The organism is Ferrovibrio sp. MS7 (assembly GCF_038404985.1).
In the GTDB taxonomy this organism is placed as follows: domain Bacteria; phylum Pseudomonadota; class Alphaproteobacteria; order Ferrovibrionales; family Ferrovibrionaceae; genus Ferrovibrio; species Ferrovibrio plantarum.
In genome coordinates this window covers 257179-271854 of record NZ_JBBKBA010000004.1, presented here as the reverse complement: position 1 = coordinate 271854, position 14676 = coordinate 257179, and the positions used below count along the sequence as shown (strand labels likewise).

11 protein-coding genes and 1 pseudogene are annotated in these 14676 nt (G+C 64.9%); 7 read left to right on the top strand and 5 right to left on the bottom strand.

Annotated elements, in window-relative coordinates; all coding sequences use genetic code 11:
- The first annotated feature begins 196 nt into the window (after positions 1-196).
- The 4 genes and pseudogenes from V6B08_RS21800 to metH all read left to right on the top strand — a co-directional run.
- Positions 197-1189, top strand: a complete 993-nt coding sequence (locus tag V6B08_RS21800; RefSeq protein WP_341984867.1) for an ArsR/SmtB family transcription factor — start codon at positions 197-199, stop codon at positions 1187-1189.
- The gene (gene metF, locus V6B08_RS21795) at positions 1186-2106 is read left to right on the top strand and encodes a methylenetetrahydrofolate reductase [NAD(P)H] (RefSeq protein ID WP_341984866.1); all 921 of its coding nucleotides are present in this window, start codon (positions 1186-1188) and stop codon (positions 2104-2106) included. The genes V6B08_RS21800 and metF overlap by 4 nt, the downstream gene beginning before the upstream one ends.
- Positions 2103-3209, top strand: coding sequence for a homocysteine S-methyltransferase family protein (locus V6B08_RS21790; RefSeq protein ID WP_341984865.1), 1107 nt, complete (start codon positions 2103-2105; stop codon positions 3207-3209). The genes metF and V6B08_RS21790 overlap by 4 nt, the downstream gene beginning before the upstream one ends.
- A pseudogene (gene metH, locus V6B08_RS21785) lies at positions 3152-5863 on the top strand (methionine synthase); the annotation flags it as partial. The gene V6B08_RS21790 and the pseudogene metH, both read left to right, overlap by 58 nt.
- Here metH and V6B08_RS21780 read toward each other — a convergent pair.
- The 5 genes from V6B08_RS21780 to V6B08_RS21760 all read right to left on the bottom strand — a co-directional run bounded on the left by V6B08_RS21780 (position 5864) and on the right by V6B08_RS21760 (position 11860).
- The gene (locus V6B08_RS21780) at positions 5864-6760 is read right to left on the bottom strand and encodes a lysophospholipid acyltransferase family protein (RefSeq protein ID WP_341984864.1); all 897 of its coding nucleotides are present in this window, start codon (positions 6758-6760) and stop codon (positions 5864-5866) included.
- Positions 6753-7730 carry a tetraacyldisaccharide 4'-kinase gene (gene lpxK / locus V6B08_RS21775; RefSeq protein ID WP_341984863.1) on the bottom strand — a complete coding sequence of 326 codons (978 nt, stop codon included), beginning with the start codon at positions 7728-7730 and terminating at the stop codon, positions 6753-6755. Before lpxK ends, V6B08_RS21780 begins: the two co-directional genes overlap by 8 nt.
- Before the next feature lie 2 nt (positions 7731-7732).
- On the bottom strand, positions 7733-8461 hold the full coding sequence (locus V6B08_RS21770; protein WP_341984862.1) for a lysophospholipid acyltransferase family protein: 729 nt from the start codon (positions 8459-8461) through the stop codon (positions 7733-7735).
- 6 nt (positions 8462-8467) lie between these two features.
- A complete protein-coding gene (locus V6B08_RS21765) occupies positions 8468-10249 on the bottom strand; it encodes an ABC transporter ATP-binding protein (protein WP_341984895.1) in 1782 nt (593 codons plus the stop codon).
- A 111-nt stretch (positions 10250-10360) separates the two neighbouring features.
- Positions 10361-11860 (bottom strand): glycosyltransferase family 39 protein, encoded by a 1500-nt coding sequence (locus V6B08_RS21760; RefSeq protein WP_341984861.1) that lies wholly within the window; start codon positions 11858-11860, stop codon positions 10361-10363.
- Between the two features lie 271 nt (positions 11861-12131).
- On the opposite strand from V6B08_RS21760, the gene V6B08_RS21755 reads away from it, so the two are divergent.
- The 3 genes from V6B08_RS21755 to V6B08_RS21745 are packed head-to-tail and all read left to right on the top strand — an operon-like array spanning position 12132 to position 14673.
- Positions 12132-13106 (top strand): ABC transporter substrate-binding protein, encoded by a 975-nt coding sequence (locus tag V6B08_RS21755; RefSeq protein ID WP_341984860.1) that lies wholly within the window; start codon positions 12132-12134, stop codon positions 13104-13106.
- Positions 13103-13924: an ABC transporter ATP-binding protein gene (locus tag V6B08_RS21750; protein WP_341984859.1), complete on the top strand. Its 822-nt coding sequence runs from the start codon at positions 13103-13105 to the stop codon at positions 13922-13924. Before V6B08_RS21755 ends, V6B08_RS21750 begins: the two co-directional genes overlap by 4 nt.
- Positions 13921-14673: an ABC transporter permease gene (locus tag V6B08_RS21745; protein ID WP_341984858.1), complete on the top strand. Its 753-nt coding sequence runs from the start codon at positions 13921-13923 to the stop codon at positions 14671-14673. The genes V6B08_RS21750 and V6B08_RS21745 overlap by 4 nt, the downstream gene beginning before the upstream one ends.
- The last annotated feature ends 3 nt before the right edge of the window (positions 14674-14676 follow it).

The following is a 14676-nucleotide window of genomic DNA, read 5'->3' as shown; positions in this document are numbered from 1 at the left end:
GCAAGCAGGCGCGACATCGTCGTTAAAGTCCTATCTGGAAAGGTCTTTCGGGGCGATTCAGAAGTCGACCGCCCGTTTATAATGCATCGCTAGGGCATATCCAAACCCCCCTGGGATGTCATTTTCGTGGCGGCAGGCACGTTTCCACACAAAACCCTATACAAAAATATAAAGATATGTTTATGTATCGCTCATCATGAACGCCGAAGTCAGCCTGAACCTCGATACCCTGATGGCCGCTTTGCGCGCCGCCGCCGAGCCAACCCGGTTGCGGCTGCTGGCTTTGTGCGGCCAGGCGGAACTGACGGTGACGGAACTGACCCAGATTCTGGGCCAGAGCCAGCCACGGGTTTCCCGCCATCTCAAGCTACTCTGCGAGGCCGGCTTGCTGGAGCGGGTACCGGAAGGCACCTGGGCCTTCTACCGCGTCGGCGAGCGCCTCAGCGGCGCCCCGCTGGTGCGGGCGGTGACGGCTTTGCTGCCGTCCGGCGACGCCACGCTGTCGCGCGATGCAGAGCGGCTGCTGGCGGTGAAGCGGGCCCGCGCCGATGCGGCGGAAGCCTATTTCCGCGACAATGCCCCGCGTTGGTCGCAGATTCGCTCGCTCTATGTCGACGAGCAGCAGGTGGAAACGGCGGTGGCCAGCCTGATCGCCGGGCACAAGGTGGCCGATCTGCTGGATATCGGCACCGGCACCGGCCGGCTGCTGGAAGTGCTGGCGCCGCATTTCGAGCGCGCCATCGGTGTCGACCTGAGTCGCGAAATGCTGGCCGTGGCGCGCACCAACCTGGAGCGCGCCGGCATCCGCAATGCCCAGGTGCGCCAGGCCGATATGTATAACCTGCCGCTGCCGGCGCAGAGCTTCGATGCCGCCATTGTGCATCAGGTGCTGCATTATGCCGACGAGCCGGCCAAGGCGATCACTGAGGCTGCCCGCGTGCTGCGTCCGGGCGGGCAACTCATCGTGGTGGATTTCGCGCCGCATGACCTGGAATTCCTGCGCAAGGACCATGCCCATCGCCGCCTTGGCTTCTCCGATGCCGAAGTGCGGCAATGGTGCATCGCCGCCGGGCTGGAGCCGGGCCAGCCGATCGCCCTGCCGGGCCAGCCGCTCACCGTGCATGTCTGGCGCGCCACCCGCCGCGCCAGTGCCACACTTTCACCCGTGAAGAAGATAGTCGCCGCATGATCCAGCTTGACGCCATCGCCGCCTCCGCCCGCCGCACCGGCCCGCTGAAGGTCTCGTTCGAATTCTTCCCGCCGAAGACGCCGGAGATGGAAGAGAGCCTGTGGCGCAGCGTGACCCGGCTGGCGCCGCTCAATCCGCGCTTCGTCTCGGTCACCTACGGCGCCGGCGGTTCCACCCGCGAACGGACGCACGCCACCGTGGTGCGCATCCGCCAGGAAACCCATCTCAAGCCGGCGGCGCATCTCACCTGCGTCGGCGCCTCGCGCGACGAGGTGAACGAGGTGGCGCAGCATTACTGGGCGGCGGGCATCAAGCATATCGTGGCACTGCGCGGCGATCCGCCGGAAGGCTCCAAAGGCTTCACCGCGCATCCCCAGGGCTATGCCAATTCCACCGATCTGGTGGCCGGCCTGCGCAAGGTGGCGGATTTCGAGATCAGCGTCGGCTGCTACCCGGAAGGTCATCCCGATGGCACCGCGCCGCGCCTGGAACTGGATTACCTGAAGCGCAAGGTGGATGCCGGCGCCACGCGCCTGGTGTCGCAGTATTTCTTCGATACCGAGACTTTCCTGCGCTTCCTCGACCGCGCCCGTTCCGCCGGCATCAGTGTGCCGATCGTGCCGGGCATCCTGCCGGTGACGAATTTCCGCCAGGTGGTGCGTTTCTCGGCGGCCTGCGGCGCTTCCGTGCCGGCCTGGCTGGCCGATATGTTCGATGGCCTGGACGATGATGCCGAGACCCGCCGCATGGTGGCGGCGCATATCGCCGCCGAGCAATGCCGCCGCCTGCAGGCCGCCGGCATCGACGAATTCCATTTCTACACGCTGAACCGCGCCGACCTGACCTATGCCATCTGCCATATCCTCGGCGTGCGGCCCAACCAGCAGGCGGCTGCGGTCGCCGGGAGTGCGGCATGATCGAGAACGCGAAGCAGATACTGGCCGCCGCCAAGCCGGCGCGTCTGGCGCGGCGCGCGGCGCTCTACAAGTCCGCTGGCGAGCGCATCCTGGTGCTGGATGGCGCCATGGGCACCATGCTGCAGCGGCGCAAGCTGCAGGAGCAGGATTACCGTGGTACCCGCTTCGCCGGCGCCAACAGCGACCTCAAGGGCAATCACGACCTGCTCAACATGACCCGCCCGGATGTGATCCTGGCGGTGCATGCCGAATATCTCGATGCCGGCGCCGATATCATCGAGACCAACACCTTCAGCGGCACCTGGATCAGCCAGGCCGATTATCACCTTGAATCCGCCGTCGACGAGATCAACGTGGAAGGCGCCAAGCTGGCGCGCCAGGCCGCCGATATCGCCACCGCCGCCGATCCGTCGCGCCCGCGCTTCGTTGCCGGCGCCATCGGGCCGACCAACCGCACCGCGTCGCTGTCGCCGGATGTGAACCGGCCGGAATTCCGCAACATCACCTTCGATGAACTGCGCGATGCCTACCGCGCCCAGGCGCTCGGCCTGCTGGTCGGCGGCGCCGACATCCTGCTGATCGAAACCATTTTTGACACGTTGAATGCCAAGGCGGCGGTGTTCGCCGTCTACGAGTTGTTCGACGAACTGGGTGAGGAATGGCCGGTGATGATCTCCGGCACCATCACTGATCTTTCCGGCCGTACGCTGTCGGGCCAGACGGCGGAGGCGTTCTGGAATTCGCTGCGCCATGCCAAGCCGTTCTCCATCGGCCTCAACTGCGCCTTCGGCGCCGAGCAGATGCGGCCCTATGTCGCCGAACTGGCACGTGTTGCCGATGTCAAGGTCAGTGCCTATCCCAATGCCGGCCTGCCGAACCAGTTTGGCGAATATGACGAGGAGCCGCATACCACCGCCGGCCATCTGCGCGAATGGGCCGAGCATGGCCTGGTGAATATCGTCGGCGGCTGCTGCGGCACCACACCGGATCATATCCGCGCCATCGCCGACAGCGTGCGCGGCGTCAAGCCACGCTCGATCCCCGCCATCCCCCGCCAGCTCCGCCTTTCTGGCCTAGAACCTTTCGCGGTGCCCGCAGCATGAGCCTTCCCGTTTTCATCAATGTTGGTGAGCGCACCAACGTCACCGGTTCGGCCAAGTTCCGCAAGCTGATCCTGGCCGGCGAATACGATGAGGCACTCGCCATCGCGCGCCAGCAGGTGGAGAACGGCGCCCAGATCATCGACGTCAACATGGACGAGGGCATGCTCGATTCCAAGGCGGCGATGGTGAAGTATCTCAACCTGATCGCCTCCGAGCCGGATATCAGCCGCGTGCCGCTGATGATCGATTCCTCCAAATGGGAAGTGATCGAGGCCGGCCTGCAATGCGTGCAGGGCAAGGCGGTGGTGAATTCGATCAGCCTGAAGGAAGGCGAGGCACAGTTCTTCGCCCAGGCGCGCAAGGTGCTGCGCTATGGCGCCGCCGTGGTGGTCATGGCCTTCGACGAGCAGGGCCAGGCTGATACCGCCGATCGCAAATATGAAATCTGCGCCCGCGCCTACAAGCTGCTGACCGAGAAGGTCGGTTTCGCGCCGGAAGACATCATCTTCGATCTCAACATCTTCGCGGTCGCCACCGGCATCGAAGAGCATAACAACTACGCCGTCGAATTCTTCGAGGCCGCCAAGCGCGTGCGTGCCAACCTGCCGCATGTGCATATCTCCGGCGGCGTCTCGAATGTCAGCTTTTCCTTCCGTGGCAACGAACGCCTGCGCGAGACCATGCATGCGGTGTTCCTGTATCACGGCATCAAGGCCGGCATGGATATGGGTATCGTCAATGCCGGCCAGTTGCCGGTCTATGAAGATATTCCCGCCGATCTGCGCGAGCGCGTCGAGGACGTGATCCTCAACCGCCGCCCGGATGCCACCGAGCGGCTGCTGGAAGTGGCCGAAAGCTACAAGGCCGGTGCCAGGAAGCAGGAAGCCGATCTCGCCTGGCGCGAGAAGCCGGTGCGCGAGCGACTGGCCCATGCCCTGGTGCAGGGCATCACCGATTTCATCGACGAAGATACGGAGGAAGCACGCCATACCGTCGCCCGGCCGCTCGAGGTCATCGAAGGTCCGCTGATGGACGGCATGAATATCGTCGGCGACCTGTTCGGCCAGGGCAAGATGTTCCTGCCGCAGGTGGTGAAGTCGGCGCGCGTGATGAAGAAGGCGGTGGCCTACCTGCTGCCTTTCATCGAAGCCGAGAAAGCCTCCGGCCCGGCCAAGACCAACGGCAAGGTGCTGATGGCGACTGTGAAGGGCGATGTCCACGATATCGGCAAGAACATCGTCGGCGTCGTGCTCCAGTGCAACAATTACGAAGTCATCGATCTCGGTGTCATGGTGCCCTGCGCCCGCATCCTGGATGAAGCCAAGAAGCAGGGCGCCGATATCATCGGCCTCAGCGGCCTGATCACCCCGAGCCTGGATGAGATGTGCTATGTCGCCAGCGAGATGCAGCGCGAGGGTTTGCGCCTGCCGCTGATGATCGGCGGTGCCACCACGTCGAAGGTGCATACGGCGGTGAAGATCGCGCCGAACTATACCGGCCCGGTGGTGTATGTGACCGATGCATCGCGCGCCGTCGGCGTTGCCGGCAAGCTGGTCTCGGCCAACGATGCCGAGCAATACAATGCCGAGATTGCCAGAGAATATGCCAATATCCGCGAGATTCATTCCCGCGAACGCAATGCCGGCCCGCGCCAGAGCATTGCCGAGGCGCGCGCCAATGGCATGAAACTGGACTGGAGCGGCTATCAGCCGCCGAAGCCCGGTTTCCTCGGCCTAAAGGTGTTCGAGGATTACCCGATTGCCGAACTGGTCGAGCGCATCGACTGGACGCCGTTCTTCTCCTCCTGGGAATTGCGCGGCCGCTATCCCGATATCCTCACCGACAATGTGGTGGGCGAGGCGGCGAGCAACCTGTTCAAGGATGCGCAAGCCCTGCTCAAGCGCATGGTGGAGGAAAAGCCGATCCGCGCTGCCGCCGTGATCGGCTTCTGGCCGGCCAACAGCATCAATCACGACGATATCAGCCTGTTCACTGACGACAGCCGCAAGGCGGAAGTGGCGCGGCTGCACATGCTGCGCCAGCAGATGAAGCGCGATGGCGACCGGGCGAATTTCTGCCTCGCCGATTATGTCGCACCGGTTGGCGCTGCGGCCGACTATGTCGGCGCCTTTGCCTGCACTGCCGGCATCGGGCTGGACGAATGGATCAAGCGCGAATTCACCGCCAAGCAGGACGATTATTCCGGCATCATGGCCCAGGCCTTGGCCGACCGCCTGGCGGAAGCCTTCGCCGAGCGCCTGCATGAGCGCGTGCGCAAGGAATTCTGGGGCTACGCGGCGGCGGAAACCCTGAGCAACGACGAGCTGATTGCTGAGAAATATCGCGGCATCCGCCCGGCGCCCGGCTATCCGGCCTGCCCGGACCATACCGAGAAGGCGACCCTGTTCAAGCTGCTGGATGCGACGAGCAAGGCCGGCATCACGCTCACCGAGAGCTTCGCCATGTGGCCTTCGGCGGCGGTGAGCGGCTGGTATTTCAGCCATCCCGAGGCGCGCTATTTCGGTGTCGGCCGCATCCAGCGCGACCAGGTGGCGGATTACGCCAACCGCAAGCAGATGCCGCTGGATGTCATGGAACGCTGGCTGGCGCCGAACCTGGCCTATGATCCGGCACGCTCGGAAGCGGCGGAATAGTTATTCCTTCGGCCAACGCTTGTGTACCCAGAACCAGTGATCCGGGCGTTCCCGGATCCAGCGTTCCAGCGTGGCATGCACTTTGGCCAGGCCGGCCACCACATCGGCTTCGCGCTCGCCGCTCGGCTCGAGGAAGAAGGGCGGCTCCACGGTAACGCGGAAATGCGCGCTGCCGAGGCGCTCGACACGGGCGCCGAGCACCGGGCAACGCTGGCGCAAGGCCAGTTCGGCGATGGCCGGCGCGGTCATCGCCGGCAGGCCGAAGAACGGCACGCTGATGCCGGAATTCAGCTTCTGGTCCACCAGCATGCCGAGCGACTCATTGTTCATCAAAGCCTGCAGCAGCGCGCGCGCCGCCCGCACGCCCTTCGGCACGTGGCGTGCATCGCTGGCCCGTGCCCGCAGGTTTTGCAGCAATTCCTCGGTCAACGGGTTGTTGGCGGCGCGGTAGACCAGGGTCAGCGGCAGGCCGCATTGCGTGCTGGTGAGGCCGATGAGTTCCCAATTGCCGTAATGCGCCGAGAAGAAGATCGCGGCCTTGCCGGACTCGCGCACAGCGTCGATATGTTCCGCGCCGACCAGTTCAACCCGGTCGCCGAGCCGCAATTTCGGCAGATGCGGGTATTCGGCGATGACGCGGCCGAGATTGTCCCACATGCCGAGCAGCGCCTGCTCGCGGGCGGCTTCATCCAGATGCGGCAGGGCCTTTTGCATCTGCCGCGCGGCAATGCGGTGCGCCCGCACGCGGGGACCGATCTTGCGCCCGATCCAGCCACCGAGCGCGGAAGCCATATCCAGCGGCAGGCAGCCAAACAGCGCGATACCGAAGCGTGCGCCGAAAGCAGCCACATATTCATGCGGCTCCGCCCGCGTTTCGATGCCCAGGATTTTAGGCATTGGTCAGTGCCTTGGCGATGAAGGCTTCGAGCTGCTGCGGCGCCTGGAACGTCAGTTCGACGCGCAGCACCTGTACCATGGCGCGGGCTTCCTGCGGCAGCCGCATCAAATCCTTCTCGGTGGTGACGGCCTGGGCCTTCAGCGCCACGGCGCGTTCCACCAGGCGCATCACTGTATCGGCATCATACGTGCCATGATCGGGGAAGGCCTGGCGCTCGGCGACATGGGCGCCGATGCTTTCCAGCGTGCTGAAGAATTTCTCCGGCCGGCCGATGCCGGCGAAGGCCAGCACGCGCTCATCCTTGAGCTTCGCGGCATCTTCCGCCAGGGGCCGCAATGCAGCGGCGAAAACCGGCAGGTCACCGAAATCGAAGGGCCGCACAGGCTCCCCGATCAGGATCACCGCATCGGTGCGGGCCAGGCCCTCCGCGATGCTTTCGCGCAAGGGGCCGGCAGGAATCAGGCTGCCATTGCCGAAGCCCTGGGCGGCATCCACCACCAGCAGGTTGATATCGCGCTCCAGCGCATAGGTCTGATGCGCGTCATCGGCCAGCAGGATGTCGCAGCCGGCGCGGCAGGCGGCGCGGGCTGCTTCGGGCCGGTCGCGACCGATCCAGGTCGGCGCCGCGCAGGCCAGCAGCAGGGCTTCGTCGCCGACGCGCGCCGCATCATGCAGCGACGCATCGACGCGCAGCGGGCCGGCTTCACTGCCGCCATAGCCACGGCTGACCATGCCGGGGGTATAGCCCATGGCCTTCAGCCTGGTTGCCAGCGCGATGGCGGTAGGCGTCTTGCCGGCGCCGCCCGCCACCAGATTGCCGACCGAGATCACCGGCACCGCCACTTCCTGCGGCCGTGCCATGGCGCGGTTGAGGCGGTTGCCAAGGCCATAAAGCAGGGCCAGCGGCGACAGCAGGGCGGGCAGCGACGAGGTGGTGCCGGCGGACCAGAAATCGGGCGTGCGCGGCATGGCTAGTCGCCCCGCGGCGCCGGCTCCACCGGCGCATGACCGCAAAGCCGGTCGGCTTCCGCCGTGATGGCGTTGAGTGCTGCTTCCACGCGCAGGGTGGCCTGTTCCAGGCTTTCCTCGCTGTTGCTGAACACGTCGATGGGTTCACCCCAGATGGTAACGCCGCTGGTGAACAGAGTGGGCAGCAGGAAACGGTCCCAGGTATTGAACAGCTTGCGCCGCCGTGCCGAATAGGTGATCGGCAGGATCGGTACCTTGGCGAGCCGTGCGGCGGCGATCACGCCAGGGCTTGCCTGCATGCGCGGGCCGCGCGGGCCATCCGGGGTGATGCCGATGGCGTTGCCATCCTTCAACAGGCCGAGCAGGGTGCGCAGGGCGGCGCGGCCACCCTTGTCTTTCTCGGCCTTTTTTGGATTGGCCGTGGAGCCACGCACTGTGGCGATGCCGAAGGGGTCCATGGTGCGGGCGATCAGTTCGCCGTCGCGATGCTGCGAGATCAGCATATGCATGGTGATCGGGCTGTCATACCAGGCGGTCGGCAGCATCAGCAGGCGGCCATGCCAGAAGGCCACGACGCAGGGCTTGCGCTGGTCCCAATGGGCTTGCGGGTATTCAGCGCCGATGGTCTGCCAGCGCGAGGTGGCGCGCACCAGGCGGACATAGAGCGCAATGGTATTGGCGGCGAGGCGCACCGCGGCGCGGCTGCGCAGCAGGCGCTTCAGCGGCGACATCGGCGATCAGGCCCCGGCGGCGAATTGCGTGGCATAGAGCCGCGCATAGACGCCGCCTTTGCCGAGCAACTCGGCATGGCTGCCCTGTTCCACCAGTTGGCCGCGCTCAAGCACGAAGATGATATCGGCATCGATCACGGTGGAGAGGCGATGCGCGATCACCAGCGTGGTGCGGCCCCGCATCAGCCGGCGCAGCGCCTCCTGGACCAGGCGTTCGCTTTCGCTGTCGAGTGCGGAGGTGGCTTCGTCCAGCAGCAGGATCGGCGCATCGCGCAGCATGGCGCGGGCGATGGCGATACGCTGGCGCTGGCCGCCGGAAAGCCGCACGCCATTCTCGCCCACCAGGGTATCGTAGCCCTGCGGCAGAGCCTTAATGAAATCATGCGCCGCTGCCGCGCTTGCCGCGGCCTCGATCTCGGCCTGGGTGGCACCAGCGCGGCCATAGGCGATGTTGGCGCGCACGGTATCGTCGAACAGGGTGAGTTCCTGGCTCACCAGGGCGATGCTGCCGCGCAGGCTGCCAAGCGTCACGCCGCGCACATCCTGGCCGTCGATCAGCACCTGGCCGGCGCTGGCATCATAGAAACGCGGGATCAGGTTCAGGATCGTCGATTTGCCGGCGCCGGAGGCACCGACCAAAGCCGCCTTCTTGCCCGCCGGCACCTGCAGGGTCACGTCGCGCAGAGCCGGATGCTCGGGGTCGTAGGCGAAGCTGACTTGTTGAAAGCGGATTTCGCCGCCCTGCACGGTCAGGGTCTTGGCATCCGCTGCATCGCGGATGGTGGCTTCCTGGTCGAGTACGGCGAAGACACGCTCTGCGGCGGCGAGGCCTTCCTGCAGCGAGACATTGAGCGTGGACAGCGATTTCAGCGGTTGGTAGGCCATCAGCACGGCGGCGATGAAGCTGCCCAATGTGCCGGGTGTGGTGGTGCCCGCGATGATCTGCTGGCCGCCGATGAAGGCGACAAGGCCGATGGCGATGCCGCCGAGCGCCTCGGTGGAAGGCGAAGCGGCGGCGCGGGCGCGGATCACGCGCATGGCATGGGTGAGGCGCTGCTCCACCGATTGCCGGGCGCGCTCGGTTTCGCGCTCCTCCATGCCATAGGCCTTGACCATGCGGGCGCCATCGAAGGTCTCGCTCAGGATGGTGGTCAGCTTGCCGGTTTCTTCCTGGCTGCGCTTCGAGCCCTTGCGCGTCTTCTTGCCCAGCCGGCGCGAGAAGATCGCCACTAGCGGAAACACCACGCAGACGATCAGCGAGAGCTGCCAGTACTGCATGAACATGACCACGGCGAGGAAGAACAGGCTGAGGCTGTCCTTGACGATGCCGGTCAGCGCCTTGCCCACCGCTTCGCGCAGCAGATGCGCATCGTAGAGAAAACTGGCGATCAGCTTGCCGGAATGCACCTGGTGAAGCCAGGCGAGATCGGCATGCATCAGCTTGGCATACATGCGCACCTGGGTATCGGCGATGATGCGCTCGCCGAAGCCACCCATCAGCGAGCCTTCGAGATAGCCGGCGAAGCCCTTGATCACCGCCACGCCGATCACCATAGCCGGGATCAGGTAGAGCCAGTCGGGATTGCCCTGGCCGAACAGGCCGTCCAGAATCGGTTTCAGCAGCCAGGCATTGCCGGCGGTGGCAGCGGCCACCACCGCCATGCTCAGCGCCGCGATCACCAGGGTGCCGAGATGCGGCCGCACATGCTCGGCCAGCAGCCGGCGCACCAGCATCCAGGAACTGGGTGGCGTGGTGGTGGCGGGAACGGAGGTGGCGGGCAGGGGCATCACCGAAAAGCGCGTGCGGGCAAGGGGATGAGGGTTTGCATGGGCCAGCAGGCTATAGCATGGGCGGCCCTTGCCCGCCACCGCCCCCAGGGTCGCGGCAGGGCTGTTGTTCTAGGGGCGTTCCGGGCAGGCGCCAGTCGGTGCGGCAATTGCCCAGCCGAAGCGGAATGGCAGATGCTGCAACGCATTGGCTGGCGGCTTGAGCACCAACGGCGGCAGCAGGCGTGCCTCGGGAAAGGCGGCTGCGAGATTGCGCGGAATCTCGTCTTCATCCTGCGATGCCGGCCAGAGCAGCATGGCGCCGCATTGCCGCAGCCGGGTTCGGTCGATCCAGGGCGCGGCGACAGAACTGGCGGCCGTGAAGCTTTGCGGCCGGTCGCTCGAATAGAACACCACATTGCCGCTGAGCCACATCTGCCCGGCAACGAAGCGGAGCGGCTGGCCGGTTTCCTGCCGCCAGGTTTCCGTCACCACGCGGGCCAGTTCACGACCAGGGAAATGAACGCGCTTGTTGCGGTTCATCATCTGCGGCCCCACCACCATGGCGCTGGCATAGAGGGCCAGCGGCAGCAGGAAGGCGAGCGGCCAGGCGCGGGCGATCCAGCGCCGCCCGGCGGCGGAAATCTTATCGCTGAACAGCAGCGGCACCAGCAGGGTGACGAAGATCCACAGTGGTGCGCCCCACATGGCGCGCGGCGTGCGACCCATGATCAGCGCCAGCACCACCACCAGCAGCACCGGGCCGAGCGCGATGGCGATGACGAACCAGCGGTCGAAGCTGGTGATCTTGCTGGCCGGCACCGCAACCGGTTCGGCGCGTGCGCCTATGCCGATCAGCAGCAGCACCAGCGGCGGCAGCAAGGCCAGGAACTGGCTGCCGATGAAATGCACCGGCAGCAGCAGGCGGTTCCAGCCGCTGGAAAAGCCGGCGCGCTGGTCGACATAGGCGAAGGTGACGTAGTTGCTGTTCTGCAGCCAGTAGAGATGCGGCAGCATGATCAGCACTGCCAGTAATGCTGCCAGATAAGGGCCAGGACGCTTAAGGCAAAGCCGTGCCTGCGGCTGCAGCAGCACGAAAGCGGCCATGGCCACCAGATACATGGCGGTGGAGTAGCGCGTCAGCAGGCCAAGCCCGGCGGCGATGCCGACGATCACCCAGTCGCGCAGCCGGTCGTCGCGCAAGGCGGTGTAGAAGAAGGAACCGGCAATGGCGGAAAAGGCCATCTGCAGGATGATCGGATTGAACTCGGGGCTGGGGAAGCCATAGAAATAGATCGTGGTCATCAGCAACAGCACGATCAGCGCATCATCGGTGCCATAAAGCCGCCGTGCCACGCGCCACACCGCCCAATAGGCAAGCCCGAGCGATACCTGGCTCAGCAAAAGCGCGGGCAGCATCGAACCGGGCAGCAATTGCAGGCCGAAGCCGAGCGCCCAGGCGAAAAGCGGCGGCCCCTTGTGATAGCCGAGTTCGAATTGCCGGCCCCAGACCGCGCCTTCGATCACATCCAGCGGTGCGTTCGGCAGCGTGAGATACGGCACCAGCACCCAACTCGTGGTTTGCAGCAGGATCAGGCCGGCAATGAGGAGGGGGTGATTACGGTGCAGCATCCCAGAAGGAACAGGCTTCGCGAATGAATGTGTTGGCTGGGGAGATCACCCTGGCTGATATTTCTCATTAGGCGGGTGCTTGGTCTGGAGGCAAATATTTTTTTGCTGTTTTCCAGGAAATATATAATTTTTTTATACAATATTTCCCGGTGGTTGCGGGGAGGTTTCCAGCCGCATCTTCCGGCATATTTGCCACTGCAACCGATTGCTTGCCGCCCGCTCGCGCGCTCCGCTATGCTTTGCAGACAAAAATAAACGGGAGGAGTTGGGCATGTTCATCAAGGCAGTGAAGGCCTTTGCAGTTGCCGTCGTCGCGCTCGGTTTTGCCGCGCCCGCCGCCAAGGCGGAAGAGATCAGCGTTACCCATTGGGGCGCGCTGATGTATGGCGCGCCGTATGCGGTGGCGATGGAGAAAGGTTTCTTCAAGCAGGCCGGCGTCGATATCACCGGCATCCTGACCTCCAAGGGCGGCGGCACCACGGTGCGCAATGTGCTGGCCGGCGGCCTGCCTTATGGCGAGGTGAGCCTGGCGGCGGCGGTGGCGGCGGCCAAGGAAGGCCTGCCGATCAAGATCGTGAATGCCGGCGCCGTGTCGGTGGCCGACATCCTGTGGGTGACGACGCCTGACAGCCCAATCAAGTCGGTGAAGGATCTGGTCGGCAAGAAGATCGCCTATACCAGCCCGAAATCCGTTACCGACATGCTCAGCATCATGGTGCTGACCAAGAATGGCGTGGCGCTCGATAAGGTGGAGCGCATCTCCACCGGCTCGATTGGTGCCGGCCTCACCGCGCTCGGCCAGGGCGCCGTGGTCGCGGCCCCGACCATGGATCCGATCTGGAGCCGTTCGTCGGACAAATACCGCCCGGTGTTTGAACTCTCGAAGGAGTTGCCGAACCTCACGCAAACGGTCGGCATCACCACGGCGGATTTCATCAAGCAGCAGCCGGCCAAGCTGAAAGCGATCATCGAGGGCCGCCGCAAGGGCGTGGATTTCCTCAATGCCAATCCAGCCGAGGCCGGTGCGATCTTCGCCAAGGCCTATAACCTCGACACGCCGCTGGGCGAAAAGGCGGTGCGCAACATGATCGCGGTCGGCTATTGGGGCAAGGGCGATATCGACCTCGCCGCCATGGACCGCATGGTGGAAGGCCTGCGCATCATCGGCGAGGTGGATGGCCCAGTGGATTGGTCGAAGCTGGTGGATACCTCTTTCCTGCCGGCTGACCTGCGCAAGCCCTCGTGAACGCAAGCATCGCGGCACTGGCGGCGGAACTCGCCGGCGTCACCCGCGTCTATCCGGCCATCGGCGGCCAGCCGCCGGTGCATGCGCTGGGGCCGATTGACCTCACCCTGAAGCGCGGCGAATTCTTCGCCGTGGTCGGGCCATCGGGCTGCGGCAAGTCCACGCTGCTCGATGTGCTGGCTGGCCTTGCCCGGCCCAGCGAAGGCGTGGCGCGGTTCGAGGGCCAGCCGATTGGCGACAGTGTGCCGGATGGTGTCGGCGTGGTGTTCCAGGAGGATGCCTCGTTTCCCTGGCTCAGCGTCGCCGATAACGTCGCCTTCGGCCTGCGGCGTCAGGGCGTCGATGCCGCCGAGATCGCGCGGCGCGTCGAGTATGCCCTGGCCTTCATGGGGCTGAAGGATTTCAGCAAAGCCCATCCGGCGCAGCTTTCCGGCGGCATGCGTCAGCGTGTCTGCATCGCCCGCACCCTGGTGATGCAGCCGCGCCTGATCCTGCTGGACGAGCCCTTCGGTGCGCTGGACCAGCAAACAAGGCTGCTGATGGGCGATGAATTGCTGCGGCTGTGGCGCGAGACTGGCGCCACGGTGCTGCTGATCACCCATGCGCTGGATGAAGCCGCCATGCTGGCCGACCGCGTTGGCGTGATGTCGGCCAGGCCCGGCCGTTTCATCGACCTGGTGGAAACCAACTGGCCGCGCGAGCGCGACAGTACGTTGGTTTCCGAGGCCGGTTTCGGTGCGCTCACGGCGCGGCTATGGTCGCATCTGCGCGCTGAATCGCTGAAAGTCATGGGTGGCGGCAGCGGGGGCAGGCAGTGAGCCGCTTGGGCTGGATCCGGCTGCTGCTGATCGCCGGCCTGGTCGGACTGCTGGAGCTTGCCTGCCGGCTGGCCTGGATCAAGAAGGCGACGATGATTCCGCCGAGCGAAATGGCGCAGAATCTGTGGCGTCTGCTGCGCATCGGCAAGCTCAACAACGATATCGCCGCCACGCTCGGCAATGTCGGCATCGCCTTCCTGCTCTGCGTCTCGGTCGGCTTCGCGCTTGGCGTGGTGATTCACAGCCTGCCGCGGCTGCGCCGCGTGCTCGATCCGTTGCTCGCCACCTGGTACGCGGTGCCGTTCTTCGTGTTCTATCCGATCTTCATTGTCATCTTCGGCCTCAACCGCCTGCCGATCATCGTCATCGGCTTTCTTTTTGGCGTCGTGGCAATGATCGTGAGTACGCTCAATGGCCTCGATCGCATTCCGCCGGTGTTGCTGAAAACCGCGCGCCTGCATCATATGCCGCCGCTCAGCGTGGCGCTGCGCATCAAGCTGCCCTCCGCCCTGCCGCATCTGTTCACCGGCGTGAAGCTTTCGGTGGCCTATAGCTTCATCGGCGTGATCGCGTCGGAATTCATCCTCTCGGGCGGTGGCCTGGGCTATTCCATTGCCTATGCCTACAACAATTTCGATAACCGCACGATGTATGCGCTGATGCTGTTCATCCTGCTGCTGGTCGGCAGTATCAACGCCGTGCTGCATGTCTGGGAACAGCGCCTGATCGCGCGCCGGGGTGGCAGATGATGC